The sequence below is a fragment of the Paracoccus sp. (in: a-proteobacteria) genome (assembly GCF_032007265.1).
Taxonomy (GTDB): domain Bacteria; phylum Pseudomonadota; class Alphaproteobacteria; order Rhodobacterales; family Rhodobacteraceae; genus Paracoccus.
Window position 1 is genome coordinate 1 of record NZ_DALZMB010000019.1, and the last position, 26749, is coordinate 26749.

At 60.2% G+C, this 26749-nt stretch carries 28 protein-coding genes; 15 read left to right on the top strand and 13 right to left on the bottom strand.

Annotated features, from left to right (window positions below; genetic code table 11):
• Positions 1 to 58: 58 nt before the first annotated feature.
• The gene (locus tag RTS12_RS06050) at positions 59 to 496 is read right to left on the bottom strand and encodes a hypothetical protein (RefSeq protein ID WP_312526476.1); all 438 of its coding nucleotides are present in this window, start codon (positions 494 to 496) and stop codon (positions 59 to 61) included.
• A gap of 67 nt (positions 497 to 563) precedes the next feature.
• Complete coding sequence (locus tag RTS12_RS06055) at positions 564 to 2066, bottom strand: alkaline phosphatase (RefSeq protein ID WP_312526478.1); 1503 nt, start codon at positions 2064 to 2066, stop codon at positions 564 to 566.
• Positions 2067 to 2600: 534 nt separating this feature from the next.
• On the opposite strand from RTS12_RS06055, the gene RTS12_RS06060 reads away from it, so the two are divergent.
• Positions 2601 to 3206, top strand: coding sequence for a TerC family protein (locus RTS12_RS06060; RefSeq protein ID WP_312526480.1), 606 nt, complete (start codon positions 2601 to 2603; stop codon positions 3204 to 3206).
• Positions 3207 to 3235: 29 nt separating this feature from the next.
• Here the strand turns inward: RTS12_RS06060 and RTS12_RS06065 are convergent, their stop codons facing one another.
• Entirely contained in the window at positions 3236 to 4315 is a 1080-nt protein-coding gene (locus RTS12_RS06065; protein ID WP_312526482.1) for a lysine-2,3-aminomutase-like protein, read from the bottom strand.
• Between the two features lie 670 nt (positions 4316 to 4985).
• On the opposite strand from RTS12_RS06065, the gene RTS12_RS06070 reads away from it, so the two are divergent.
• The 9 genes from RTS12_RS06070 (at position 4986) to RTS12_RS06110 (ending at position 12538) form a co-directional block, all read left to right on the top strand.
• Positions 4986 to 6308, top strand: a complete 1323-nt coding sequence (locus tag RTS12_RS06070; RefSeq protein ID WP_312526484.1) for a serine hydrolase — start codon at positions 4986 to 4988, stop codon at positions 6306 to 6308.
• Between the two features lie 96 nt (positions 6309 to 6404).
• Positions 6405 to 7199, top strand: a complete 795-nt coding sequence (locus tag RTS12_RS06075) for a GntR family transcriptional regulator (RefSeq protein WP_312526486.1) — start codon at positions 6405 to 6407, stop codon at positions 7197 to 7199.
• A 1-nt stretch (position 7200) separates the two neighbouring features.
• Positions 7201 to 8043 carry a 5-dehydro-4-deoxy-D-glucuronate isomerase gene (kduI, locus tag RTS12_RS06080; protein ID WP_312526488.1) on the top strand — a complete coding sequence of 281 codons (843 nt, stop codon included), beginning with the start codon at positions 7201 to 7203 and terminating at the stop codon, positions 8041 to 8043.
• A complete protein-coding gene (gene kduD / locus RTS12_RS06085) occupies positions 8040 to 8801 on the top strand; it encodes a 2-dehydro-3-deoxy-D-gluconate 5-dehydrogenase KduD (protein WP_312526490.1) in 762 nt (253 codons plus the stop codon). The genes kduI and kduD overlap by 4 nt, the downstream gene beginning before the upstream one ends.
• Positions 8802 to 8837: 36 nt before the next feature.
• Positions 8838 to 9518, top strand: a complete 681-nt coding sequence (locus tag RTS12_RS06090) for an amino acid ABC transporter permease (protein WP_312526492.1) — start codon at positions 8838 to 8840, stop codon at positions 9516 to 9518.
• A complete protein-coding gene (locus tag RTS12_RS06095; RefSeq protein ID WP_312526494.1) occupies positions 9519 to 10169 on the top strand; it encodes an amino acid ABC transporter permease in 651 nt (216 codons plus the stop codon).
• Positions 10153 to 10881 (top strand): amino acid ABC transporter ATP-binding protein, encoded by a 729-nt coding sequence (locus RTS12_RS06100; protein WP_312526496.1) that lies wholly within the window; start codon positions 10153 to 10155, stop codon positions 10879 to 10881. Before RTS12_RS06095 ends, RTS12_RS06100 begins: the two co-directional genes overlap by 17 nt.
• A 76-nt stretch (positions 10882 to 10957) precedes the next feature.
• On the top strand, positions 10958 to 11752 hold the full coding sequence (locus tag RTS12_RS06105) for a transporter substrate-binding domain-containing protein (protein ID WP_312526498.1): 795 nt from the start codon (positions 10958 to 10960) through the stop codon (positions 11750 to 11752).
• 180 nt (positions 11753 to 11932) lie between these two features.
• Entirely contained in the window at positions 11933 to 12538 is a 606-nt protein-coding gene (locus tag RTS12_RS06110; protein ID WP_312526499.1) for a hypothetical protein, read from the top strand.
• Positions 12539 to 12697: 159 nt separating this feature from the next.
• Here RTS12_RS06110 and RTS12_RS06115 read toward each other — a convergent pair whose 3' ends face one another.
• The 9 genes from RTS12_RS06115 to RTS12_RS06155 all read right to left on the bottom strand — a co-directional run bounded on the left by RTS12_RS06115 (position 12698) and on the right by RTS12_RS06155 (position 21502).
• Entirely contained in the window at positions 12698 to 13537 is an 840-nt protein-coding gene (locus RTS12_RS06115) for a transporter substrate-binding domain-containing protein (RefSeq protein ID WP_312526500.1), read from the bottom strand.
• 68 nt (positions 13538 to 13605) lie between these two features.
• Positions 13606 to 15369 (bottom strand): pyrroloquinoline quinone-dependent dehydrogenase, encoded by a 1764-nt coding sequence (locus RTS12_RS06120; protein ID WP_312526502.1) that lies wholly within the window; start codon positions 15367 to 15369, stop codon positions 13606 to 13608.
• Positions 15370 to 15425: 56 nt separating this feature from the next.
• A complete protein-coding gene (locus RTS12_RS06125; protein ID WP_312526505.1) occupies positions 15426 to 15947 on the bottom strand; it encodes a c-type cytochrome in 522 nt (173 codons plus the stop codon).
• A 306-nt stretch (positions 15948 to 16253) separates the two neighbouring features.
• The gene (locus tag RTS12_RS06130) at positions 16254 to 17012 is read right to left on the bottom strand and encodes a hypothetical protein (protein WP_312526507.1); all 759 of its coding nucleotides are present in this window, start codon (positions 17010 to 17012) and stop codon (positions 16254 to 16256) included.
• Complete coding sequence (locus tag RTS12_RS06135) at positions 17009 to 17818, bottom strand: ABC transporter permease (RefSeq protein WP_312526509.1); 810 nt, start codon at positions 17816 to 17818, stop codon at positions 17009 to 17011. The genes RTS12_RS06130 and RTS12_RS06135 overlap by 4 nt, the downstream gene beginning before the upstream one ends.
• A gap of 34 nt (positions 17819 to 17852) precedes the next feature.
• Positions 17853 to 18584 (bottom strand): ABC transporter ATP-binding protein, encoded by a 732-nt coding sequence (locus tag RTS12_RS06140; protein ID WP_312526511.1) that lies wholly within the window; start codon positions 18582 to 18584, stop codon positions 17853 to 17855.
• A 69-nt stretch (positions 18585 to 18653) separates the two neighbouring features.
• Complete coding sequence (locus RTS12_RS06145; RefSeq protein ID WP_312526513.1) at positions 18654 to 19685, bottom strand: ABC transporter substrate-binding protein; 1032 nt, start codon at positions 19683 to 19685, stop codon at positions 18654 to 18656.
• A gap of 30 nt (positions 19686 to 19715) precedes the next feature.
• Positions 19716 to 20462, bottom strand: a complete 747-nt coding sequence (locus RTS12_RS06150; RefSeq protein WP_312526515.1) for an ABC transporter permease — start codon at positions 20460 to 20462, stop codon at positions 19716 to 19718.
• On the bottom strand, positions 20459 to 21502 hold the full coding sequence (locus RTS12_RS06155; RefSeq protein WP_312526517.1) for an ABC transporter ATP-binding protein: 1044 nt from the start codon (positions 21500 to 21502) through the stop codon (positions 20459 to 20461). Before RTS12_RS06155 ends, RTS12_RS06150 begins: the two co-directional genes overlap by 4 nt.
• Before the next feature lie 207 nt (positions 21503 to 21709).
• On the opposite strand from RTS12_RS06155, the gene RTS12_RS06160 reads away from it, so the two are divergent.
• The 5 genes from RTS12_RS06160 to RTS12_RS06180 all read left to right on the top strand — a co-directional run bounded on the left by RTS12_RS06160 (position 21710) and on the right by RTS12_RS06180 (position 26355).
• Positions 21710 to 22039, top strand: coding sequence for a DUF1330 domain-containing protein (locus RTS12_RS06160; protein WP_312526519.1), 330 nt, complete (start codon positions 21710 to 21712; stop codon positions 22037 to 22039).
• A gap of 213 nt (positions 22040 to 22252) precedes the next feature.
• Positions 22253 to 23026, top strand: coding sequence for a DUF4123 domain-containing protein (locus tag RTS12_RS06165; protein ID WP_312526521.1), 774 nt, complete (start codon positions 22253 to 22255; stop codon positions 23024 to 23026).
• A complete protein-coding gene (locus RTS12_RS06170) occupies positions 23023 to 23814 on the top strand; it encodes a hypothetical protein (RefSeq protein ID WP_312526523.1) in 792 nt (263 codons plus the stop codon). The genes RTS12_RS06165 and RTS12_RS06170 overlap by 4 nt, the downstream gene beginning before the upstream one ends.
• Positions 23807 to 25459 carry a hypothetical protein gene (locus tag RTS12_RS06175; protein ID WP_312526525.1) on the top strand — a complete coding sequence of 551 codons (1653 nt, stop codon included), beginning with the start codon at positions 23807 to 23809 and terminating at the stop codon, positions 25457 to 25459. The genes RTS12_RS06170 and RTS12_RS06175 overlap by 8 nt, the downstream gene beginning before the upstream one ends.
• A gap of 32 nt (positions 25460 to 25491) precedes the next feature.
• Positions 25492 to 26355 carry a hypothetical protein gene (locus tag RTS12_RS06180; RefSeq protein WP_312526527.1) on the top strand — a complete coding sequence of 288 codons (864 nt, stop codon included), beginning with the start codon at positions 25492 to 25494 and terminating at the stop codon, positions 26353 to 26355.
• 38 nt (positions 26356 to 26393) lie between these two features.
• Here RTS12_RS06180 and RTS12_RS06185 read toward each other — a convergent pair whose 3' ends face one another.
• Positions 26394 to 26717 carry a GNAT family N-acetyltransferase gene (locus tag RTS12_RS06185; RefSeq protein WP_312526529.1) on the bottom strand — a complete coding sequence of 108 codons (324 nt, stop codon included), beginning with the start codon at positions 26715 to 26717 and terminating at the stop codon, positions 26394 to 26396.
• Between the last annotated feature and the right edge of the window lie 32 nt (positions 26718 to 26749).

Here is a 26749-nt window from a genome sequence, read left to right on the forward strand (position 1 = left end):
ACCTGCGCCCCTGCGTCAAAACCGTGCCGAAGTTGGCGCACTTGCAGCCCTGCCATCATCACAGCTTCCGATAGCTTGTGTCGCGCAGGCGGATATAGCTGAGAAACCCCGTGTCAGGATCTGTCTGAAAGCCGGTCTCGAAGCGCCCGGTGGCGCGGATCAGATCGGTGAAACGCACGGGCGCCACCGCCGTTTCGGTCAGCGCCAATACGATATCATCGGGCCATTGTGCCTCGCTTTCGCAAAAGGGACAGGTCGACATCGGCAGCTTGGTCAAAACGAAAAATGAGATCTCGGGCTTGAGCGGAGGGGCCATATAGCCCGTCATCGTCACGATCTGGCCGTTCAAAGCCTGCGCCTGTGGGGTCAACTCGCGGCCACGCCGATAAAGATCGCGAAACTTCAATGTCACCGGCGCAGCCAGCACAGGGCGCGCCGTCAGCGGCAAAGCCAGGGCCATGGCTATCAGGCTGCGACGACGAAGAAGCAGGCTCATCTTGGTTCCCTTTCGTGTCGACAGGTCCGCCAGCACAGGCTGGCGGACCCAGTCAGGTCTGGGGCAATTACTTCGCCGCCAGCGCCGCGCGGTTGGCCAGATCGGTCGCGTGCTCCATGACATGGAACACAAGGTTCTGCTCGACCACACCATGGAAAAGATGCGCCCATGGCCCCTGAGCAAAGATCACGACATCATCGCCCGCATGGGTTTCGCTTTCACCCAACGGCACAAGCGCCTGCTGAAGATAATCGATGTCGGTTGTATCGACATCGCTCAGATCGGCGCGCGGCTCGTCCAGTTTGGCACCGGGGCCGTTTTGATAGCCCAAGGTGGTATAGGGCTTTTTGTCATCCCCCATCCCGGCAACTCCAAGAATGGGATTATTGCGCTTGGGATAGCCCGCGATCGAAAAGACATGGCTGTGATCGGCTGTCAGAATGATCAGCGTCTCATTCGGGTCAACCTTGTCATAGACTGCCTTGACGGCATCTGCGACGGCAACAGTATCGGTCAGCGCGCGCGCGGCATTGCCCGCATGATGGGCGTGATCGACGCGTCCGCCTTCAATCATCAGCACATAGCCGTCCTGATTTTGCGACAAGATGTCGAGGGCCTTTACCGACATTTCCGCCAACGATGGCTCGCCGCCTGCGTCTTTCTCGCGGTCGGCCTCGTATTGCATATGGCTGCGGTTAAACAGGCCAAGCACATGTCCGGCCTTGCTGGCATCGATGGCGTCAAAGCCTTCCTTGTTCCAGACATAGGCGCCGTCATTGTATTTCTGCTGCCATTCGGCAACCAGATCGCGCCCATCTTTGCGCGCGCCGCTTTTGCCCTCATCCTCGGGGTCGGGCTGGCTTTCCAGCATGAAATTGCCGCGACCGCCGCCAAAGACAACCTCGAAACCATTGCCGGCGGGCCAGTCGATCAGCTGGGCTGCGATGTCTTTGCACCCGTTCTTGACAGCTTCCTCGGGCAGATCCTTGTCCGCCTCCCAGTCGCGACCCGCGACTTTGGCATAGGTCGCGGCGGGCGTGGCATGGGTGATACGCGCGGTCGAGACGATGCCCGTCGACAGGCCTGCCACCTCGGCCAATTCGAACAAGGTCGTGACCTCGGCGCCTTTTTGGCTGGCGCATTCATCCGCGCGCACGGCCTGAGTGACACCGATCGTGCCATTCAGCGACTTGACCCCCGATACGATTGCCGTCGCCGTAGGGGCTGAATCCGCGACCTGAGCGTCATGGGTATAGGTCTTGGACAGCGCGGTATAGGGAAGCAATTCCTCAAAGGACAGCACGTTGGATTCGCCATCCACACCGCGCTTTTGCCCCTCATAGATCCGCGATGCGGTGATCGTCGGCACCGACAGGCCATCAACGACGAACAGGACCACATTCTTGGCACGGCCGACATTTTGCTGGCTCGCGATCTTCTTGGCCAAATCCGCCTGCGCGGCGGTATAATAGGAATCCTTGGACTGGCTTACATTTTCCTGTGCCATGGCCGCAGTGCTCAAGCCCAAAAGCGATACGCCCAGCGTCAAGGAGCGGATAAAGTCGGTCATGATAACCCTCTGATTTCGGTCACGACCATTTCTGGCCCGATACCTTGCCCTAAAGCCGCGAGGTGACGCGGAAATGACAGCTTTGCGACAGTTTCATGGCAAGACCGCAAACCCAAAACGCCACCATGCTCGGGCCAAGTCCCAACCGATCGTCTGGCCAAGCTCTGGGCCAACCTTACTGACAGGCACCCAGCCAATCTGCCCCCCGCCTGCCCCCCGTCTGCCACCGTCTGCCGCCGCTCAAGGCCCGATCTGCGTCCAGCCTTGGCCAACGGTTGACCGCCAAAAGCCTCGTCTTTTCCAGCACGGATCAGCCATGAGCCTTGCTCATACGAGCTGTGCATGCCGTGGGGTTGGTACGGGCAAGTGCTTGACCCTGCCCGATTCAAGGCGCAAATCTGGCCGCGTAACGCCCGTGTTGGCGTTGTCGGCAAGCACCCCTTCCCTGCCCGCCCGAATGCCGCGACATTCGGGAAGATTGTTACCGAAGGTCGCGGCACGCCGGAATAACATGGACTGACGCGGAGCTTTGGGATGGAAATCTTTACCGCCAGCGGCATGGCCGCCCTGCTGGAAGTTATTGGCATCGACCTTGCACTGGCAGGCGATAATGCGGTCGTGATCGGCCTGGCTGCGGCGGGACTGGCACCCGAATTGCGCAGCCGCGCGATCTTGATCGGCATCCTGGCGGCCACGGTGCTGCGCATCTTGCTGGCGCTGGTTGCCAGCTGGGTGCTTGGGTTCCCGGGGGTTTTGCTGATTGGTGGGCTGCTTTTAAGCTGGGTGTGCTGGAACATGTGGCGAGAGCTGCGCCACAACCCCAGCCAAGACGACAATGTCGCGGCCCCGGCCAAGCCCAAGACCTTTGGGCAGGCAGCGCTTCAGATCATTCTGGCGGATGTCTCGATGTCGCTTGATAACGTGCTGGCTGTGGCTGGTGCCGCGCGCGAGCATCCCAGTGTTCTGGTCATCGGGCTGGTGTTTTCGATCGCGCTGATGGGGCTGGCTGCGAATTTCATCGCGGGGCTTCTCAACCGCCACCGCTGGATCGCCTATCTGGGACTGGCGATCATTGTCTATGTCGCAGCCGATATGATCTGGCGCGGCGGGCAGGACCTGATGGTCCTGCTTAACCCCTAGCCGGCAGATTTAGGCATCCGCCAAAACCATCAATCCATATCCTGTGGGTCTTGATAGGAATGGATCTGGCCCTGCCAATCGCGGATCAGATAGCGCCCTTCGCCCTCACCAGACTGCACATAATCCGGGCCCAAGGGCACCTTGCCAAAGCCCCCCGGCAAATCCAGCACGTAGCTGGGCAGACATGCCCCCGATAGCCTGCCGCGCAGCTCGGCCATGATCGCCTGCCCCTGTGCAATCGTCGTGCGGAAATGGCTGGTGCCGCGCGCCAGATCGCAATGATGCAGGTAATAGGGTTTGACACGGTTGCGCATCAGCGCGCGAAAAAGCGTGGCAAGGGTCTTGGCATCATCATTGATCCCCCGCAACAGCACGCTTTGAGACAACAGCGGAATGCCCCCATCGGCCAATCGTGCCAAGGCAGCACAGGCATCTGGGGTCAGCTCTTGCGCGTGATTGGTGTGAAGGACGACCCAGACGGCAACGCGGGTCTGGCGCAAAGCCGCCACCATCTGGGGGGTGATCCGCTGCGGCGCGACGACAGGAACCCGGGTGTGAAAGCGCACCACATCAACATGGTCAATCGCATCAAGTCGCGCCAGCACAAGGGCAAGCCGCCGCGGTGACAATATCATCGGGTCCCCGCCTGTCAGGATCACCTCATGAATGGCGGGCGTGCGCGCGATGTAATCAAGTGCGGCGGTCAGCTGATCCTCGGGCAGGCTGCCATCCTCGCCCACGACCTCGCGGCGAAAGCAGAAGCGGCAATAGACCTCGCAGCTATGGGTGATGTGCAAAATCACCCGGTCGGGATAGCGATGGGTCAGCCCCGGCACCGGGCTATGTGCCTGATCGCCAATGGGATCATGCAACTCCTCGGGGCGAATGAACAGCTCGCGGGCATCGGGCACGAATTGGGCGGCCACCGGATCAAGGGCCTGCGGGCGGCCATCCGCCTCGCGAAGCATCGCGCCTTGCATGGCCGGGGTCATGCGGATGCGGAACTGGTCGGCCACGCGCGCAAGATCGCCGCTTGCATCTTGCGGGGCAAGGCCTGCCTCGACCAGCGCATCGACGGTGCTAAGCGGTCGGTCGGAAGGAAAGGACAAGGCGAACTCGCTTGATCTAAGAAAGGTTGGACTTATCCGCGCATCGCCCGGAAATGACAAGTCCCGCAAGAATGGCCAAGATCAGGACGGGCATGGGCCAAAGATCAGCCCTGCCGCAAGGACGCAAGGTCGCAAGGTCGCAAGGTCGCAAGGTCGCAAGGTCGCAAGGATTGGCCCGTCCACGCCGGGCAAAAGGCCAGATCGGGCTTACCCCTGCCCCAACGCCAGAGGGGTACCCAAATTGCACCGCCCGGCACCCTGCTTTGCATGCCAAAACACGCCTGCCCCAAAGATGTGGTCCCGGTTCACCGCGCCGCCGGAGATGCCCTGCTATCCTTAGCGATCGCATCAGGCTGCTTAACCCAGCAAGGGCCTCCAGCTTAGCGGGAAAGGGTGCTGGCCTGCCCCGCAGCCCGCAGGTCCCGCCCCACAGCCCGCCTCACGCCCTGCCCCGTCACGCCACAACGCAGGCACGCCACGACGCAGGCCGCGGGGCTGCCGCGATGCGAGTGCTCACCCGATCCTGCCTTGACACCCCCGCCATGCAGGCATTCCATAGAAAGTTGTGGCGGCTGCTGGTCGCTCAACGTCTAGGGATCTGCCCATCTGCACCCTGCTCGATCCAAGACGCATCGGGACGAGGTGCCCATAGCCTCTGAAAGGCGCCAAAATGTCGAAACGTCCCTCGCCTATGTGCAGCGCATTGATCGGCGCCAGCCTTGCTTTGTCGCAACTGCCGGCCGCACAGGCCGAGGTGCTGACTGCCGCGCAATCCGACCCGGTCAAGATGGGATGGATGCAGGGCTTTCCGCCCCCGCCAGATCGCCTTATCGGCCAGCCTGACAGCAATTATTTCAGCTTTCCCAAAATGCGCTGGACCGTGTGCCACTTCCGCGAACTGCTGCCGACCGTCGAGGTCAGCCGCGGCTTGGGTGCCCCGGTCGCGTTCGAGCAGGCACTTGACCCGGGCATCGACGCCATTCGCTTTACCCCGCTTGGCGCCAGCGAGGACATGAGCTGGGCCGATTCCCTGGCGGCCAATTACACCGATGGCCTCGTGATCTTGCATCATGGCAAGATCATCTATGAAACCTATTCCGGTTGCCTTGATGTGGCGGGCAAACATGGCGCGATGTCAGTTACCAAATCGCTGACCGGGCTTTTGGCCGAAATCTTGGTCGCCGAGGGCAAGCTGGATGACAATCAGATCGTGGCCGAAATTCTGCCCGAGCTGAAAGACAGCGCCTTTGGCAATGCGACGGTGCGCCAGGTCATGAACATGACCACGGGCCTTGCCTTCAGCGAAGATTACGCCGACCCCAAAGCCGAAATCTGGACCTATAATGCGGCGGCAAACCCTTTGCCAAAGCCCGCAGATTACACCGGCCCGCGCAGCTATTACGAGTTTCTGGCAACGATCAAACCCCAGGGACAGCATGGCGAGGCCTTTGGCTATAAGACCGTCAACAGCGACGCGCTTGGCTGGATCATTGCCCGAACCGCGCAAAAGTCAGTCCCTCAGCTTCTGTCCGAGCGGATCTGGCAAAAAATGGGCACCGAGCAGGATGCATATTACACCGTCGACGGGACCGGAACAGCCTTTGCGGGCGGAGGGTTCAGCGGCGGGCTGCGCGATTTGGCCCGACTGGGTCAGCTGGTTTTGAACGAGGGCGAGATCAACGGTCAGCGCCTGTTCCCGGCTCAGGCCGTGCAAAGCATCCGTCAGGGCGGCGACAAAGAGGCTTTTGCCAAGGCCGGATATACCACCCTGCCCGGAGGCAGCTATGCCGGCATGTGGTGGGTCTTGCACAATGCCGATGGGGCCTTTGCCGCGCGTGGCGTTCACGGCCAGACCATCTATATCGACCCCAAGGCCGATATGGTGATTGCGCGCTTCGCCTCGCATCCTGTGGCGGCGAATGGGACCAATGACCCCACCTCATTGCCTGCCTATCAGGCGGTCGCGGACTATCTGATCGCAAAAGACCACTGAAACCTCAGCCAAAAGCCTGATGCCGGGCTGACTAAAAAAGTTTTGCCGATTACTGAAATACTAGTACTTTAATATTCGAATCGTGAAGGCAAACTTATGTCAGGACTTTTTCATCCCGGTATCTGCTATCTTCCCAGCAGCGAAAGCGGTGCGGGGATGCGGCGGTTGCGCAGCGTCGAGGGCATGTCTGACTTGTCGCGTCAGCGCGCCAAGGCGCCGCGCACTGCCAATCTGATCCACAAGGAACTGCACGATGATATCGTCACCATGCGGCTGCGCCCTAATGACCGGCTGTCCGAAAAAGAGCTGATCGCCCGCTTTGGCGTTTCGCGCACCCCGGTCCGCGAGGCGATCCTGCGGCTGGCGGACGAAGGGCTTCTGGTGATTTTTCCGCAGGCCGGCACCTTTGTTGCGCGCATTCCGGTCCGGGTTTTATGCGAATCCATCATCATCCGCCGCGCGCTTGAGGCCGTCTTGGTGCAAACCGCCTGCCAGACCCGCACCAAAGCCGACATTGCCGCGCTGGATCACAACCTTGCCCAGATGGAGGCCCTTTGCACGCAAGATGCCGTCGAGGATTTCCACCGCAATGATCTGGAATTTCATGCGCTGATCGGCCAGATCGCCGATCTGCCGACGGTCGCTGCGACCTCGGATCACACCCGCACCCAGATTGACCGCTACCGCGTGATGACGCTGCCCCAAGAGGGGCGCTTGATCCGCGTTCTGGGCGAGCATCGCGCCGTTCGTGACGCGATCGTCGCACAAGACGGTGCTGCCGCCACCGCAGCCATGGGCCACCATCTGGGACAGATGCTCGATGAGATCGCAGCATTGGACCAGATGGACCGCGAATATTTCTATGACGACCGCGAGAGGAGCGCGTCCTAACATGAGCATGACCACCGACATCCGCCATTCCGTTCACCCCGAAATGGCGCGCCAGATGGATACGGCCGAACTACGCCGCCATTTTCTGATCGAAAACCTGTTCACCCCCGGCGAAATCCGCCTGACCTATAGCCACACCGACCGTCTGATCGTCGGAGGCATCACGCCGACTTCGAGCCCGCTCGAACTTTTGGCGCCCAAAGCCGTCGGTCAAAAACGCTTCTTTGATGCGCGCGAGGGGGGCGTGATCAATATCGGCGGGCCGGGTCGGATCACGCTGGATGGCGTGGCTCATGACCTGCATGGCGAGGCTGCGCTTTACATCGGACGCTCGACCGGGCTTGCCAGCTTTGCCAGCCTTGATCCGGCCAATCCGGCGCGGTTTTATCTGCTTTCGGCACCGGCTCATGCCGACCTGCCCAGCACATTGATCGACGCCAGCCGCGCCAACCGCCTTGAGTTGGGCGATGTCGCCACCGCCAATCGCCGCACGATCTTTCAATTCCTGCATCCTGATGTGGTTGAGACCTGCCAATTGACCATGGGCATGACCCGGCTTGATACCGGAAGCATCTGGAACACCATGCCCGCCCATACCCATGACCGCCGCTGCGAGGCCTATCTATATTTCGGCCTGCCTGCGGATCAGCGCGTCTTTCACCTGATGGGCGAGCCTCAGGAAACCCGCCATATCGTCACGGCCAATGAACAGGCGATTTTGTCTCCGAGCTGGTCGATCCACTCTGGCGCGGGCACATCGGCCTATTCCTTCATCTGGGCGATGGCGGGCGACAACAAGGACTTCACCGACATGGATCACCTGACCATGGGAGAGTTGAAGTGACGCAGGCCAGTCCTTTTGATCTGCGCGGGCGCACCGCGATTGTGACGGGTGCCAATACCGGCATCGGGCAAGGCATTGCGATTGCACTGGCACAGGCGGGCGCGAATATCGCGGGCGTCGGCCGCTCGGACATGAGCGAAACAGCCGCCGCCGTTACCCAGGCCGGGGCGCGCTTTCACGCCATTTCTGCAGATCTGTCCACGATCGAGCCAGTGGCCCGTATCCTTGATGAAACCCTGGCAGCCTTCGGCCGGCTTGATATTTTGGTCAATAACGCCGGGATCATCCGCCGCGCCGACAGCGTGGATTTCACCGAGGCCGATTGGGATGCGGTCATCGATACCAACCTGAAAACGGTGTTTTTTCTGTCTCAGGCGGCGGGGCGTCACATGATCGCTCAGGGCGGGGGCAAGATCGTGAATATCGCCTCGCTTCTGTCATTTCAGGGCGGCATCCGCATCCCGTCCTATACCGCATCAAAAAGCGGACTGGCGGGGCTGACGCGGCTGCTGGCCTGCGAATGGGCGGCCAAAGGGGTCAATGTCAACGCCATCGCCCCGGGCTATTTCGTGACCAATAACACCACGGCTTTGCGTGATGACCCGCAGCGTAGCGCCGATATTCTGGCGCGCATTCCCGCCGGTCGCTGGGGCAATCCCAGCGATATCGGGGGCGCTGCGGTCTTTCTTGCTTCGGATGCCGCCGCCTATGTTCACGGCACGGTCGTGCCCGTCGATGGTGGATGGCTGGCACGATAACTTCCCTGCCGAATACGGGAGGGGAGGCCCGTGGCAATGCGATATGAGTTCAATTTCTCGGCCTTGGCGCCCTATTGGGAGGAATTCCTTTCGGGCGCCTGGGTAACCATTCAGCTGACAGTGGCTTCGGTGATCTTTGGCATGATCATCGGCGTTCTATGTGCCATCGCCCGTCGGTCGCGCTATGCGCTGCTGCGCAATGTGACGGGCGCCTATATCGAGACCGTGCGCAATACGCCGTTCATCGTTCAGATCTTCTTCATCTTCTTTGGCCTGTCCTCGGTGGGCTTGCGCCTGCCCATTTTGGCCGCGGCGGTTTTCGCGCTGGTGATCAATATCGGCGCCTATACCGCCGAGATCGTGCGCGCCGGGATGGAGGCCGTACCCCCCGGCCAGATCGAGGCAGCAGAGGCGCTGGGGCTGTCGCGCTTTCAGATCTACCGCGACATCATCTTGATGCCCGCGATTGAAAAGGTCTATCCGGCGCTGACCAGCCAGTTCATCTTGATGATGCTGACGACCTCGATCACATCGCAGATCTCGGCCGAAGAGCTGACGGGCGTGGCCAACAACATCCAGTCAAACACCTTCCGCTCGCTCGAGACCTATATCGTGATCGGCCTTCTATATCTGGCCATCACCTTCCTGATGCGTGGTGCGTTCTGGGCAATCGGCCAATGGGCCTTTCCCCGCCGCCGCAAGCTGGGGGGGATCTAGATGTCTGGCTTCACCTGGGCGCAATTTCTTTATCTACTAAACGGTTTGGGCTGGACGCTGATCCTTTCGGCATGTGCCTTGGTGCTGGGGGCGATCGGTGGCTTTGCCATCATGCTGGGGCGGATTTCACCGCGGGCATGGGTGCGAAACCTGTCGCTGGTCTATGTCCAGATCATTCAGGGCACGCCGCTTTTGGTGCAAATGTTCCTGATCTATTTCGGGCTGGGGGTTCTGGGCGTCGAAGTGCCCGCTTTGGTCGCGGCCTCACTGGCGATGATGCTGTATTCGGCCGCTTTTCTGGGCGAGATCTGGCGCGGTTGCGTCATCTCGATTGCGAAAACCCAATTCGAGGCCGCCGAGGCAATGGGGCTGACGCGCTGGCAAGCGCTGATTGATGTGATCTTGCCTCAGGCCATGCGCATCGCCACCCCGCCGACCGTGGGTTTTCTGGTGCAGCTGATCAAGAATACCTCGCTGGCTTCGGTCGTGGGCTTTCTCGAGCTGACCCGCGCGGCACAGGTCATCAACAACTCGCTTTTTCAGCCCTTCCTCGTCTTTGGCATCGCTGCCTGCCTTTATTTCGCGGTCTGCTATCCGCTGTCGCTATGGAGCCGCTCACTGGAAAGGAAACTAAATGCCGGCCGCCGTTAAACTTGACCATGTGATCAAACGCTTCGGCGCGCTCGAAGTTCTTAAAGGCATCAGCTTTGACATTGCCCCCGGAGAGGTCGTGGCCCTGATCGGTGCCTCGGGCTCGGGGAAATCCACGGCACTTCGCTGCATCAATCGCCTTGAGCAAATTCAGGGCGGCCGCATCGAGGTCTGTGGCCGCGAGGTCAGTGCAGCCGATGTCGATCTGCGCGCCTTGCGTCAGGATGTCGGGATGGTCTTTCAATCCTACAACCTGTTCCCGCATATGACCGTGGCCGAAAACGTCATTCTGGCGCTGAAGCGCGTCAAGCGCATGCCACGCCAGGACGCTGCGGAAATTGCGCGCCGCGTGCTGGCCCAGGTCGGCCTATCCGAGAAATACGACGCCTATCCCGAACAGCTTTCGGGTGGTCAGCAACAGCGCGTGGCGATTGCGCGTTCGCTTGCGATGCAGCCCAAGGTCATGCTGTTTGACGAGGTCACATCGGCCCTTGATCCCAAGCTGACCGGCGAGGTTTTGCGCGTGATGGAGGATCTGGCCAAGGGGGGCATGACCATGGTCGTCGTCACCCATGAGATGGGCTTTGCCCGCCGCGCAGCAGATCGCGTCATCTTTATGCATCAAGGAAATATTCACGAAACCGGCGGCCCCGAGATCCTAAGCGATCCCGCAACCCCCGAGCTGCGCGATTTCCTTGAACACGATCTTTGAGCCCCTCACCGGCTCAGGGCCAAAACCGGGCAGATGCCCGGCTCAGAAACGAACGACCCAATAGGAGGAAAGACCCATGACACTGACCAAGACCCTGACCCGCCTTGCTGCCAGCGCAGCGCTGGCCCTTTGTGCCGCAGCCGCGCCCGCTTTGGCCGATTTGCAGCAGATCAAGGATGCCGGAAAAATCCGCATCGCCGTGGCGATGGGCATTCCGCAATATTCCTTTGTCGATGGCCAGATGCAGCCGACCGGCTCGGATGTGGAAACCGCCAAGATGCTGGCCGAAGATCTGGGCGTCAAATTGGAGCTGATCGAGATCACCAATGCCGCCCGCGTCCCCACGATCCAGACCGGCAAGGCCGATCTGGTGGTCTCGGCGCTTGGCATCACCGATGAGCGCAAACAGGCGATCGACTTTTCGGTGCCCTATGCCACCTTATCGATCATTGTCGCAGCACCTGCCTCGGAAGCGATCAGCAGCTATGCCGATCTGACCGGCAAGCGCATCGGCGTGACCCGCGCCACCACCAATGATCAGGACATCACTGCACAAACCAATGGCGCAGAAATCCTGCGCTTCGAGGATGATGCCACGTTGATCACGGCTGCCGTTTCCGGCCAGCTGGACATCATCTCAAGCCAATCTGCGGTTCTGGGCGGTATCAATGAAAAACGCGCCTCCAACCCGCTGGAAACGAAATTCGTGCAAAAGGAAACCAACCTTGGCATTGGCATTCCCAAGGGCAATCCCGAATTGGTGGCCTGGACGGATGAATGGGTAAAGACCAATTTCGAGAACGGGAAATTGCGCGAGGTCTTTACCAAGTTCCACAATCGCGATCTGCCCGATGATCTGACCTCGCGCTAAGGTCAGGCTTCTATCCTTGGCTCTGGCCGCATCCCGACAGGGGCGCGGCCTTTTATCTTCGCGCGGCAAGGTCTTGGCGCAAAGCAGCCATGCCCCACCCAAAACCATGCCTGCTAAAGGTGGACATGACCCGCCGATCACGGCAAACGGGGGGCGCTGCTGCCACCGGGACCGCGCGAGATGGTATTTCTATATAATCTGACCATGCCAGAAATCTTGCTGCGTATTCTCGCAGTTCTGATCTATGCCGGGTTGCAGGGCGGACTTTTGGCCGCAATTTTGACGGCTCTGGGGGATCGGCGGCCACGCGATGAAGATCGTCTAAGCTTCAACCCCTTTCGTCATGTCCTGCTGTCGGGGATCTTTCTGGGCATTGCCTTTCGCATGAGCTGGATCGAGCCGATGCCTGTCGGCCCCGCGCACAGCTGGGGCCAAAGGCTGCGCCCTGCCGTGGCAGTCTTGCTTAGCTTTGCGGTCTTGTTGGCGCTTGTGCCGGTACTGGACCTGACCCGCGCCCCGTTACATCAGGTTTTGCCGCGCACGGCCGGCTATATGACGCTGGCCAGCATCGACACATTGCAAAATGTCTTGGTCGGCTCGGTTGCACTGGGGCTTTTGCCGCTGCCGGGGCTGATGATGGGAACGGCAGTCCCGCCCATCTTTCCGCGCCTTGCCAAAAAGTACCGCAAGCTGGCGGGCATCGGAATGGCCGTGGCGGCCATTCTTGTCATCCTGGGCTGGTTTCCCGATGTCACCCCATGGGTCAAGGCATTGCGGCTGGTTTAAGGTCCGGGCGATCCCAACCGGGCCATACGATTTGGCCACACGCGATCAGGAAACAGACGGTCCGGGCATTAGGGTTAAGCGCGGGCAATCTGGCGAAAGACAGGCGGCCGGGGACGCCAGCTTGACGCCCCGGCCTGTCAAAACCCGATCACAATGGGCCTATTGCGCGTCTTTGGCGTCGCCTGCCGTACCTTCATAACCGTATTCGGCCATCAGGGCCGCAATCGTGCCATCCGCGATCAGCGCGTCGATTGCAGTATCGACTTGCGTACGCAGATAGCTGTCGCGCTGCTTCATCAAGATCCCGACACGTGTGACCGTATTGGGGACCGGTTTCAGCGAAATCACATGCAGCCCAGCCGCATCGGGATTGCCCGCGCGTTGCAGCGCGGCAAAGACCGGCTGCCAGATCACCATTCCCGCGATCGAGCCATCAGCCACGCGTTTGCTCATCAGATCCATATCGGCATAGGGCAGTCGGATAAAGCGCTGCTCTTTGGGCAATTGCTGGTTCCAGGTGATGAACACCCGCTCTCCCATGGATGAAAGCGCTGTGCCCAGCTTACGGCTGCGCTCGATATCCATCAACGATTTGTAATCATCCTTGACCACCAGCACATAGGGCAGGCTGACATAGGGTCGGCTGATCACCGACCAATCGGGATAGGGCGAGTTCTCTTGCACCGTCATGCCGACCATGATGTCGCATGTATTGGTCATGGCGATCTGCAGCTCATCAAGAAAGCCTTCGCCACTGGTCGGATAGCCACCAAATCCCTCGTGGAACTCGGGCTTGAGAAACAAAGCCTCGGCGATGGCCTGACCAACGGCCCGATCAAAATCATGCAGCTTGCCGGTGACATCGACACAGATCTGCAACTTGTCGCCGTCCATGCGGCGGGTATTGTTCAAAAGCTCGGAAGGTACGCCATAGCTTTGTGCAACGCATGAGGTTGCCGCCGCAAAGCCAAACACCCCCGCCATCAGCCATTTCATCATCTCTGAACCTTTCCTTAGCTAGCAAAAAGGGGGCCGAGGCCCCCTTTTCAAGTCATGCCGTTACGGTCTTACTTCGCGTCTTTTTTCAGTTTGTACACGAAGATCGAGTTGCCGTTGCCGTTCGGCAGCGGGGTCTCGAGGAAGGCCGACGAGATGGTCGAAGCCGAGTTCGAATAGCCGGTCGGAACGACCAGATACTGCTCGCCGTCGATCTCATAGGTCACAGGCGAACCACCGATCGGTGCGTTCAGGCGCTGTTGCCACAGCACATCACCGGTCTTGTCGTCAAAGGCTTTGATGTAACGCGCAGCGTCGCCACCAAAGACCAGACCACCAGCGGTTGCTAGAACCGACGAGGTCGGAGCTTCGCGCTGACGGTGCTGCCACAGGTGATCACCCTGGGTCGGGTTGATCGACAGTGCTTCGAACAGACCGGCTTTGTCCTGACCTTCGGGCAGAACGCGCGGACCGAACTTGACCGAGCCAACTGCGTTACCGGCAGTGAATTCGGACTGGGTCGGGGTCACGTCGTTGCACGCTTCGGTCAGCGGGACGTAGTAGGTCTGGGTCAGCGGGCTATAGGAACCAACCTGCCACAGTTTGCCACCCGAAACCGAGGTACAAACATGCACGGCCTGACCAACCGAAGTCGGGATCAGATCTTGGTTGATATGGACGGTGCCGTCTTCGTCGATCTTGGTCACGACGTTCTGGAACACGGTCTCTTTCGACCACAGGTATTTGCCGGTCTCGCGGTCAAGTGCGAAAGCGATACCGTTTTTGCCCGGAACCGAAACCAGCATCTTGTGGGTTTTGCCGTCGACTTCCTGGTCAACCAGGATACGCTCGAACGGGCTGTCCAGATCCCAGTTGTCCTGCGGCAGGTGCTGGAAGTACCACTTCAGCTTGCCGGTGTTGACGTCCAGTGCCAGCGTCGAGTTGGTGTAAAGCACATCGCCATCACCCGAACCACGGATCAGCTCTGCATAAGGGCCGGGCATGCCGACGCCCCAATAGGTGATGCCCAGTTCCGGGTCATAGGAACCGGTGGTCCACGGCGTGCCGCCCCAACGGTTTTCCGCCGGAACTTCGCCCCAGCTTTCTTGCTGCTTGGGGTTTTCCGGATCGTCGATCGTGTTGAAGCGCCACAGCTCTTCACCCGTGTTCAGGTCATGCGCCATGATATAGCAGCCGCCTGCGGTACCGGCGATCGAGCAGCCCGAGATTGCCGAGATGATCTTGTCACCCGCAATCAGAGCACCGATCGTATAGGAATAGCCCTTTTCCCAGTCGAGAACTTGCTTTTCCCATGCGATTTTGCCGGTTTTCGCGTCCAGCGCGACCAGTTTCGCATCCGGCGTGGTCAGGATGACTTTGTCACCAGCCAGCGAGATCGAGTTTTTCTGGCGGCGTGCCTGGTTGGCCTGATACGACCACGAGCTGGGCATTTCCGGCAGAACGTGGCGATAGGTCCACAGCAGGTCGCCCGATTTTGCATCAAGCGCTTCGACGATACCGTTCGAAGTCTGCAGGAACATAACGCCGTCATGGATCAGCGGAACGGTTTCCTGGATGCCGACATCAGCCATCGGCCATGCCCATGCCAGTTCCAGATCCTTGACCGTCTCTTTGTTGATCTGGTCCAGACCCGAGAAGCCGGTGTTGGCATAGTCACCGCGCCACTGCAGCCAGTCGCCTTTCGGCGGGTTGGCCAGCATTTCCGAGGTAACGGGGGTGTATTTGTCCAGAACGCTTTGTGCGAAAGCGCCCGGAACCAGCGTGATTAGTGCCGTCGAGGCGATCAGAAGCTGTTTGCGAATGTTGAGTTTCATTCTCTGTCTCTCCTGGAGGCAGTTAACCGGTCAGCCCGGCACCGCCAAAACCCGAATTAGTTTTTGAACTGCGGAAGTTCTTTGCCCCAAGTGAAAGCTTGAGGAACATTCGTATCACCGGCCTCGATGGTCGTTTCCTGGTTGGCCAGTGCCAGTTTGGCAGCGCCATCCTTGGTCTCGGCGACCAGGCTGACATTCGCCATATCAGCGGTGGTCAGGGCTTTGTCGCCAGCCTCTGCGCCGTTTTGCTGCATGATATATGCGATGATGTTCAGATAGGTTTCTTCACCAAGCTGTCCCGGCGCTGCCGGGGGCATCGCGACCGAGATGAACTCGTAAAAACCACCTGCAGTATCCCAGTTGCCCATGATGTCCTGGCCAAAAAGACCCGGAGCTTCGGGACCTTCTAGGCGGACGCCGTGGCATTGCGAGCACTGCGACATATATGCGGTCTGACCCGCCGTCGCCTGCTCGGCCGTGAAGCCTGCTGCGACGATTGTCGAAGTTGACGCGAATGTCATGGCTACGGCAGAAGTGATTGCAAGGACAGTGGAGCGTCCGAAAATTTTGGCTGGCACCTGAGCCTCCATGCTGTTTCGTCCGGCACGAGTCTCTGCTCGTTCCAGATCGGTCTGACTTACGGTTTGCACCGCGGAAAGCTGCGCAAACGCCCAAAGGACGCAATCGCGGCCCGTCTCCCGGATGGGAACGAACGTGGCAACGACTGGGTGGAAATTCGCGCATTCCGTTAACGACTTATCACGACGAAAAGTTTCGCCGTTAATAAGCCTTAACGAGGGATGCGCCCGTTTGAGGGGAAGTTCAAGAGGTGGCCGTATCCCTCGGCATACAAAATATTCGGTTTTTTTTGAAAAGACGTAGAGTTAATTAGCAGGCGCAACGATTTGTTCGCGCTGCATTTCCCGCTCTAACGCCTGACGCACCGCACGGGTCAGCGTCACGTCGCCACGCCACAACCCAAAGGCTAGTGCCGTGTTTTCACCCGCTTGCGGCGGCAGCTCGTGAATGGGTGTATCGGGCGGCAAAGGTGTCAAACTTGAGGCGATCGCCGTGCCCCCCTGCCCCAGCCAAGCCGTCAAATCCGAGGGTGCGGCAAGTGGTCGCGCCTTCCAGCCAGCCGCGCGCATCCAACTGGAAAGCCGCACACGGTCCAACCCGGCCGAGCCCATAAAGACACCCACCGTCGCGCCAGCGGGCAAATCCTTGGCACCGCCCGCCCGGATAAGACCGATTCGTCCGCCATTGGGCAAAAGCGTCAAAAACCCGCGATTGGTCTCGCTATCAGCCAGACCACCCCCCAGAATATCGCATTGACCACGCCCGATCTGCCAGTCGCGCGGATTAAACGAGCGGCCCATATTCGCGATCTCGACAACCCGAAGCTGGACCTTCAGCTGTTGGGCCACGCCCTGCATCTGGGCCAGTTCGGGGCCGGGATGGCCCGGCTCATTGGCGCGGATCAGCGCGCTGTCGCGATCTGGCACGCAAAACCGCACGAAACCCTGTTTTTGTCGGTCCGCCAGCGAGGTATCGGGCGGCAAATAGCTGAGGGCGCCCAGAAACAGTGCAATCACCGTCAGATCGATCAACGGTTTGCGCCAGCGGCGCCAGCCGCCCGTCACTTGCCAAAACTCCGCAAGGCCCACAGGAAAAAGCCAATGATGCCGGCCCCAACCAAGGCAAAGCCGATCATGGGGTCGAATTGGTTAAAGCCGATCAAGATGCCGCGCAAAGCATCGACCGCATAGGTGATGGGATTGGCGCGGATCAGCATGATCAGCCATTCGGGATAGCTTGCCACCAATTGCGTGCGCGTCAGCGAAGGGTCCAGCGGAAAGACCGAGGATGAGGCAAAATAAAGCGGCAGGATCACGGTATTTGAAAAGACGCCAAACCCTTCGAAACTGCGCACTTTGCTGGCCAGCACCACGCCAAAGCAGGTCAGTGCAAAGGACAGCGCGAACATATAGCCGATGGCCTGCAAAACCTGTGGCAAGGTCAGCGTGACATCGGCAAAGCGCGCCAGGATCAGCACCAGCGTTCCGTGCCCGGTCGCAGCCGTCGCCCCGCCCAGAACCTTGCCCAGCAAGACCGCCCATCGCGGCATGGGCGAGACAAGCACCTCGCGCAGAAAGCCGAATTCGCGATCCCAAATCACCGATACCGCGAATTGGATCGAGGTATACATGATGTTCAGCACGATCACGGCCGGGAACAGGAATTGCAGGTAGCTATAAGGCAAAACCAGCCGCACCTCGCCGAACACTTCACCACGAAAATAGGGGTTCAGACCGACGCCAAGGATCAAAAGCCAGATCAGCGGACGGCTGACGCCCCCCAGAAGCTGACCCTTGTCACGGGTGGCACGCATGATCTCGCGCAGCCAGACACCGTGTATACCGCGCAAAATGGGAAGGATCGAAGTCATCTGCCGTCCTGGGGGCTGACCGCGGCTGCTTGGGCTAGCCGCGACCGTAAAAATCGGATTGAGGATCGTTCAGGACCATTTGCCTGAGTTCTCCCCATAGGCGCTCGCGCAAGGAATTGAAATCCGCATGACTGCGCGGATCGCCGCTTTGGCGCGCAAAAGGAACGTCAATCAGTTCAGCGATGCGACCCGGCCGGGGCGACATCAGCAAGATCCGGTCCCCCAGAAGCAGCGCCTCATCCACGCTATGGGTGACAAAAACAACCGTCCGGCTTGCACCATCGCGGCCGCTACGCGACAGTTTCAGAACCTCGCCCTGCATCAATTCGCGCGATTGAGCATCCAGGCTGGCAAAGGGTTCATCCATCAGCAGGATCTGCGGCTCGGCACAAAGCGCACGCGCCAAGGCCACCCGCTGCTGCATGCCCCCCGAAAGCGAACGCGGATAGCTGGCGGCAAAACGGCTAAGCCCGACAAGGTGCAAATAGTGCTCGATGCGCGCGGCGCGCTTGGTGGCGGGCAGATCGGGCAGCACAAAGGCCAAGTTTTCCGCCACGGTTTTCCACGGCAGCAGTCGAAAGTTCTGAAAGACCGTGGCGCTGACGGCCCCCGGCCGGGGCGGGTGGCCCTGAACCAAAACCTGGCCCTTGCTGGGCGTCACCAACCCGGCAATCAGACGCAAAAGCGTGGTCTTGCCGCAGCCCGAAGGCCCCAGCACGACCAGCACCTCGCCCTTGGGGATCTGTAGCGTCAGATCCTTGATCACGGCGGCCCCCTCTGGCTGAAACGCCAGAGAGACATCGTCAAAAAGGATTTGTGCCGATTGCGCCATGACTTAGCGCGAGACCGGATCTACATCGCCATCCGCTGCGCCGATCTTGGCCAGAACCTTGTCGGCCGGGCCGAAATCGACCCAATCCTGCAACGTGACCTTGGGCAGCGTCTTGAAGTCCTCGGATTGGTAAAGCCAGTCTTGCGAATAGGTCAGCTCGTCCTTTTGCAGCCCGCCATTGACCGACCAGCTGGTCAGAAAGGCCTGACCCAAAGTATCAAGCGTCGCGGCATCCACATCGGGGCGCAGCTTGGCCATCGCTGCGGGCCATGCCGATTTATCCTTGGCCATATCGCGCGCGGCCAAGGTCAAAGCCTCGATCACGGCCTCGACCTCGGGGCCACGATTTTCCAATGTCGCCGATTTGACGGCATTGACCTTGGATACGACCGGTGCGGATTTGTAATAATCCTCGACGGTCACAAGAACGGGCAGTTTTTCATGCCCCGGCAAGGCCAGATAGCTGCCGATCGACATGGTCGTGGCGCCGACCTGACCCGCGGCCAATGCCTGCGCGCGGATATTGGGCTGACCAAGCGCGACCATTTCAAGGCCGGTCGGATCAACGCCCTTGTCGCTTAGAACCTTGGTCGACAGCGTATGATCAAGGCTTCCAACCCGGCCAATGCCAAAGCTTTGCCCCTTGAGCCCATCCAGCGTCATCCCCTCTTTGCCCGCGATCAGATAGGGCAGTGCCTTGTTGGGCGAGGTGACTGCGCGCAGATCCTTGGCACCCTGCGCCACCAGTTGCACAAGGCTTTCGGTGGCGACATTGGCCATTTCGCCTTCGCCCGATTGCAAGGCCGCCATGGCCATCGGGGTCTGCTGCACGCGGATGATTTCGACATCAACGCCCGCGCGTTCAAAATAGCCCCCCTCTTTGGCGATATCGACCACCGAATTGGGAACCAGCGGAGGCTCGAGATCGGTGATGATCAGGCGAAAGGGCTCGGCCAGGGCCGCAGTGCTGGCCAGCAGCGCCAGCATGACCGGGGCCGCAATGGTGGTGAGAAGGCAAACGGGTTTCAGCGTCATGCGAAGGGACTCCGGTTAAGATCAGATCAATCAGCGTCCGCCCGCAGACATCCAGCGGGTCAGGCGGTTTTCAGCGTAGCGCAGCATTTCGGTGACAAGCACACCAATAAGCGACAAGGTTAGCACGACGACGAAATATTCGGCCATGCGGAAGCTGGCACCATAGGTTGCCAGCAATCCGCCCAGACCCTTCACGGCCGTGTAAAGTTCGGCAACCACAGTATTGATCAGGCCGATGGTCGCGCCGATACGCAGTCCAGTGACCAAAAACGGCACCGCCCCCGGCAAGATGACATGCGCGAAAATGCGGCGCTGACTGGCGCCGGCGGCGCGCGCCATTTCAATCAGATCGCGATCAGCCGCGCGGACCCCGGCATAGGTGTTAAGGATGATCGGCATGACCGCCCCTAGAAAGACGATGAACACCTTGGCTTGCAGCCCCAGCCCCAGCAACACGATGATCAATGGCACAAAGGCCACCCGCGGGGTTGCGGCCAGCGCATAGACAAAGATGTCGATGGTACGCCCGAAAAAGGGCCAAGCCCCCATGAGCAGCCCCATGCCGATGCCGAAAAGAGCCGCAAGGCCTATGCCGCTAAGATAGACCTGCAACGAGGCAAGAACCGCCTGATAAAGCCGCCCCTCGGCCAGCATGGTCTTGGCCGCAGCCAAAGTCTGACCGGGCGAGGCAAACAATCCCTGTGGCATTTGCGCCGCGATCAGTGACCACAGCACCAACAACAGGGCCAGAACGGCAAGCCGCGCCAATGCGATCATCGCCGCCCTGCCCGTCGTCCGGCATTGCGCTGCGCATCGCGCAACCCATCGGCGCGGTCACGCAACACTCGGCCCGTCAAGCCAAGGAAAACCCCCTCGAGTGTCGGTGCTTCCAGCCGCATCTCGCGCAGGCGGTTGCCAAATCGCGCCAGAAAATTCGGGGTGAAATCATCGCCTTCGGCCGGAATGGCCAGCGTCTCGGGGCCGATCGCATGGGCGGTGGGATAGGCCTGCAGCAGCGCTGCGCGGTCTGCGGCACTTGCGGGCACCACATGAAGAAAGCTTTTGCCCAGATCGGCCTTTAGCTGCTCGGGGCTGCCCTCGGCGATGATGCGGCCCTTGTCGATGATGCAGATGCGATCCGCACTTTCGACCTCATCAATGTAATGGGTGGTGGTCAACAGCGTCAGGCCACGTTCGCGGCGCTGCTGATCAAGATAGGTCCAGATCTTGGCGCGCGTCTGCGGGTCCAGCCCCACCGTCGGCTCATCCAGAAACAAGATCTGCGGGTCATGCATCAGCGCGCGCGCAATTTCCAACCGCCGCTTCATCCCGCCAGAAAAGCTGCGCACGATCGCCTCGCGCCAGTCGGTCAGCTCGACCAGATCCAGCACCCGGTCTATGGCTGCGGCACGCGCGCGCCCAGACATGCCGTAAACCCGGCCGTGAAAGTCCAGGTTTTCCTCGGCGGAAAGGCGATCATCAAGGCTGGGGTCCTGAAAGACCATGCCGATCGACAGCCGAACCTTGCGCGAGGCGCGGCGCACATCATGGCCCGCAACCGCGACTTCGCCCTCAAAGCGCTCGCTCAGGGTGGCCAGCACCGACATCAAAGAGCTTTTCCCAGCCCCGTTGGGCCCCAGCAGCGCGAAAGAGCTGCCCCGGGCGACCTCAAGCGACACATCATCCAGCGCCAGCTGACTGCCATATCTCAGCGACAGATGCGAAACCTGCACAGCCAAGGTTTCTGCCACGGCTTCAGGGGCTTTTTGCGCCTTGGCCACGGGCTGGCTGGATGAGGTCATGGATGCATCGGGCAAAAGCGGCCCCCTGAACAGCGAATGAGTTGGGCGGTTACCCGGCCATAACCCTATGAGGCGAGCAGGGAAAGTCCGCAGATGCCATGAGCTGCGAATTCCCCGCAAACTGTCGCAACGATTGCACGCCGCCGCAGGGCGATTATGCTGCCCATGACGGATCGGCCGATCCGGGAAACACCCCTAAGCTTCACCGTAAGAGGACCAGAAATGACCGTCTATCTGATCGCCGAAGTCAAAGTCACCGATCCCGCATGGATCGCGGATTATGCCGCCAAAGTTCATGACATCGCTGCCACCTATAATGGTCGCTACCTGTCGCGCAGCGGCAATATCGAAACCCTTGAGGGCGAGAAAACCGATGAGACCTTGATCGCTCTGATCTCGTTTCCCACGCGGGCCGATGCTCTGGCATTTGCCAACGCCCCCGAATACGCCCCTTTCGCCAAAGCGCGCCAGCAAGGCTCGGTCAGCCACTTCCGTCTGATCGACGACACTGATCTGGCAGGCGCCATCCCCTATCTGGGCAAGGCGGGCTGAACGCATCGGGCATGCCGCATGGCGAAAACCGCCCTGCGGCACTGCCGATACAGGCGATATGATCATATCAGCCGCCCCCTTTGGCAAAGGCCCGGCCCAAAACGCGAGCAGCAAAAGAATTAAGCTATATGCCTAATATGACCACTGTATTCTTGCTGCCCCCCGCCACCCCTGATAAGGTTTAAATTCGTTTAGTTGTGGGCAGGGCGCGGCATGTTTGTGCCAGATTTGGAGCATGAAAAAACACTCCGGCCTTGGCCCGATATGGTCGGTTCACGCCCCGAGGGCAGGTTCAAAGTCGAACTGTCACGGATTATGGACATCACGCCCTTGGATGCGCAGCTTGGCATCTGGCCCAAGCAAACGATTCCCGATCCGCTGGCCCCTTTGGTCTTTGGACAGGATGGCGCGTTGAAGGGCCTTCACAGCTACGCATTGCTTGACGGCGCCAAGATCGACAATCTTCCAGAAGAGCTGGCAAATACAGCCCTGCCCCACCGATGCCTGTTCAAGGGCGCGGCCGAGGCGGATTGGGGCCATGTCGCACCCTGGCTGGTGGCGCTTGATCCCGATAATCGCCTGACCCGTCGCCTGTTCACCAAAGGCGCTGAAAATTTCGGACTTTGGCAATTTGGTCCTGCGCTTTTCCTGAGGTCCGCGGCAACGCTTGGCGATCTGTGGCGCCATCTGCGCAAATTCACCCGCGTTGAAGATGAGACTGGCAATTGGGTCTATTTCCGCTTCTGGGATCCGGTCTCGCAGGTGATGATGCATCGCAGCCAACACCTTGCCGGACCGCGCGCTTTTTTTCGCCCCCTGCCCCTGACCCTTGCCCCCCAGCCACATGACAACAGCTGTTATGTGCTCAAAAGCGACTATCAGCCCGCGCCCGACGAGCTGCCTCTGACCGGCCAACGCGCCGACGAGGCACAAGGCGGCGCTGGGGTCAGCGGATGGAACGACAATCCGCACGATGGTGCGTCATGAAGCTGACCGATCTTTTATCCGAAGAGGCCCGCTCGACCGGGCGTGATCTGCGGCTGCAACGCTATCTGGACGAGGCCTGCACCTTTCTGGAATTTGCCTATGAAGACGATCAGTTCCTGCAAAAAGATAGCCAGCGTCGCGAATTTGCGCAGGCCTGCTATGAGCGCTCGCATAACCTTGGCATCACGCTGATCCGCGACCATCTGGGCTATCTCTCGCTGAGCGTGCTGTGTGGCTATGCATTCGAGGCAAATCCGCTGTTGCAGACGGAACTGGACCGCGCAGGCTGGATCGATGAGCGCTGGCAGACAAGGCGCAGCCCCGATCCGGTTGCACTCACCGAATTTGCCAATCGCTGGCAACAGATGGCGCGGCTGGAATGCGCCAATCCGGTCGTGTTGCTATCGGCCTGCCAGGATGCGCTGGATCAGATCGAGGGCGAGCCGCATGGCCAAGCCCTGCCTCGTGCGCTGCATCTGAATTTGCTGCGCAACGCTTGGCCCGACCGCAGCGCAATTATGCCAGAACGCACGCTGGAATGGTTTTGTGATTTGCTGAACCGCAATATTGTGCAACAGAATATGCCCGCAGATGTCGCCATCGTCTTCTCGGTCTTGTCGCTGCATCTGGGGATCTTCTTTTTCCACGACCCTCGCTATCAAGAGCTGGCCATTGCCCATGCCCAAGGTTCCGAAGACCCTGCCGCGCGCTCGGCGCGGGTCGCAGCCGCGATGCTGCATTTCCTGACCTTGTCGCCCGTATCCGAAGGGGGGACCGCCCATGGCTGAAGCTCAGACCGCCAGCCCCTCGATCCGCGAGATGATCAGCTCGCTTCTGGGCGAGCTGGGCAGTTCGACCGGAAAAGCCGCGCGCCGCATCGGCATTCCCGTCCCCGGCGGCTCGGCCTCGGCCGATGCGGCCCAGCGCGGCCTCGCAGGCGTGCCCAATTCGACCTTGGGCAGCGATGTGGTCCGATGCCCCATTGCCATTGTCCTATCCGTGCAAAGTCACGCGGGTGACATTGCATTGCAAGGGGTGACTGTCTGGGGCAATGGCAGCCGCATCGGCACATCCGACCGCGAGGGGCGCGTCGCAGGGACCGTCACCGCCAGCGAGGGGCGTGTGCGGATCAAAGCCGTTTACGAAAACCCGGACCGACGCGTCAAACGCGAGGAATTCACCCTTGAGATCACGGACATAAACCCCACCAGCCGTCAGGCCCGAGGCGGCGAGGCGCGCAACTTTATCGCCAAGGTTCAGGATGTCTTTGGATCGGGCGAAGGTGGTTTTCCTGGCGACAAGGATTTTATCGACCGCTATGCGGGCGCGGATCTGGTGAGCATGCCCTTGGGCGGCGTGCCGACGCTTCAGGTGTCGGTCAAGATGGCAACCCTGTCGCTCTCGGTGCCCTATCGCAACCAAAACGACGCCCCCGAGACCATGGGCGGGGTCTCGTTTTCGGGTTCGGTTCTGTGTATGCCCAGCTCGGCCGAAATGCAGGCCCGCTATTGGCAGATCCCCGCCATTCTGACTGCCCGCGATGGCAGCCAAAGCCAACAGGCGATGGACCGCCGCAACGTCATGCAAAAATGCTATGACCGCGCGCCCAAAAGTTTTTCCTTGACCGGAAACAGCGCTCGCCATTGGCAGGATTGGACCAATCTGCGCGGTGCCATGGGCGAATTGGCCCAAGCTGCCACCCCGGACCGTTTCCGCATCACCACAGGTCCTGCAGGCGGAGAAGAGCAGAATATTCCAAGTGCCTATGCCGATGGGCTGGGGGCGCTGCTGACCAAGGGGTTACCGGTGGTAACCTCGACCCATGCGACGACCTTTGGTCATGTCATGGTGGTGATCGGTGCCGTCTGGCGTCATGATCAGCATTGTGAGTGGCTGATCATGAATGATCCCAATGGAACCTTGGCCAGCGCCGATTCCATCTATGGCACGTTGCGTCTGCAAGGTACGGTCGGGCTGAATGGCGCCAATGCCGCCCCAGATGTGCGCGCCGTACAAGAGGCGCTGATCCGCACCGGCCATTACCAGGGCGAGCCGGGCGCGCCCGTCACTGCCAGCGACCCGAATGATCCCACAATTGCAGCGATCCGCGCCTTTCAAGGCAAGTCTGGCGATGGGCTGATCACGCCACGCGGAACGACCGAGGCTCGGTTGAATACCCGCCTGGGCCAGGGAACCTCTCCCGGTTACAGCCGCATTGAAAACGAGACGAACCGCGCCAATGATGATCGCGGCCGCCATGTCTATTACAATGGCGAAACCATGGGGCGGCGGCAAAACACCTTTAAGCTGAAAGGACAGGCATGGACCTGTGTCATCGAGCCGATAACGCCGCTGACCAAAGCCGAGATCGCAGCCCGGCTGACACCCGGCATTCCCGCCCGGCCCGATCCGGTCGCGCCGGCGGGCGCCTAGGAGCGTGGCCGGATCAACGCCCCCTTAGGGCGTTGGCGCTTGGCATCGCCCTGTGTCTTGCGCCCTGCCTGGCCGCAGCAGAGCCTTCCGGGCAAGATTGCAAACAAAGCGAAAACCGTGATCTGCGCGCCTGTTCCGATCTGCAAGCGGCAAATATCCTGCATTCAGCGGCAACGCTGGCCTGCAACGGCGATTGCGTGATCCGGCAGGACGGGCCCGATGCAATCATCCTGAACCCCAAGGGACAAATGCGGCACCGGGTTGCGGGGGCGGTCTTTCTAGCCGGTTTGGGCCAAACCCGTTGCTTGCGGTTCCTGCCGTTTCTGACGGACGCAGATGCGGTGATCGTGCTGGATAGCCGGGACTTTTCCATCCATGCGCGCCTTAGTCTTGACGGTATCTATGACACGCCGCTTGCAGATGACGCCAATCTTCGCGATCAGCTGATTGCGACAGGGCAGCTATCCTGCGATGCCCGACGCTTTTTCATCCCGCTTCAGGACGAGGCGGGCTTTGCCTTGCTGGACCTCAACCCCGAGGCGGCACGCCCCCCTTCCCCGCCGGACCCCATGCTAGGTCGGCCTGTCTTTCCCTCGCCCAGTGGGCGCTATGGGCTTTGGCTGGACGGGGTCGAAGGGCGCTATCAGCTGCGCGATTTCGTGACCGGGACAGACTTCCCGACCACAGCACAGCCTGAACTGGACCTGCCCTTCTTTGACATCTCCGAAAGTCACCTTTTGATCCGACGCCATGTTTCATCCGGCATGAGCATCGATATCATCGACCTGCCAACCGGCCAAAAGCTGGCAACCGTGCCTTATCCGCCTGAAAGCGGGCTGGATTTTCACGTCACCCAAGGCAATCAAGGTTTCGCTTTGGTGCCACTTAGCCCGTAACTCGCGGGCGGGGCGCGGGCAAGCATTTCGGCCCTCGGCTAGATCGTGACATCCTCGCCGGGGGCAACGCTCATGACATCTTGCCACTCGGGATGGCGCTGATATTGCGCACGAACATAGGGGCAGATCGGAATGATGGTGAACCCCTCGGAACGCGCCAAAGACACCATATGCGCCACCAAGGCCGCCGCAGCCCCCGTCCCGCGCAAGCTGTCGGGCGACCCGGTATGATCGGCGCTGATCCGGTTCGGACCGCGTCGGGTATAGGTGATTTCGGCCTCGCCGTCATGGTCTGCAAGGCGCGCGGTAAAGCGGCCGTGGCGTGCGTCGCGCTCTTCTTGCGCGAAAACGAAATCTGACATGATTGCCCTCATTGCTCTTTGCGGCCTCACCC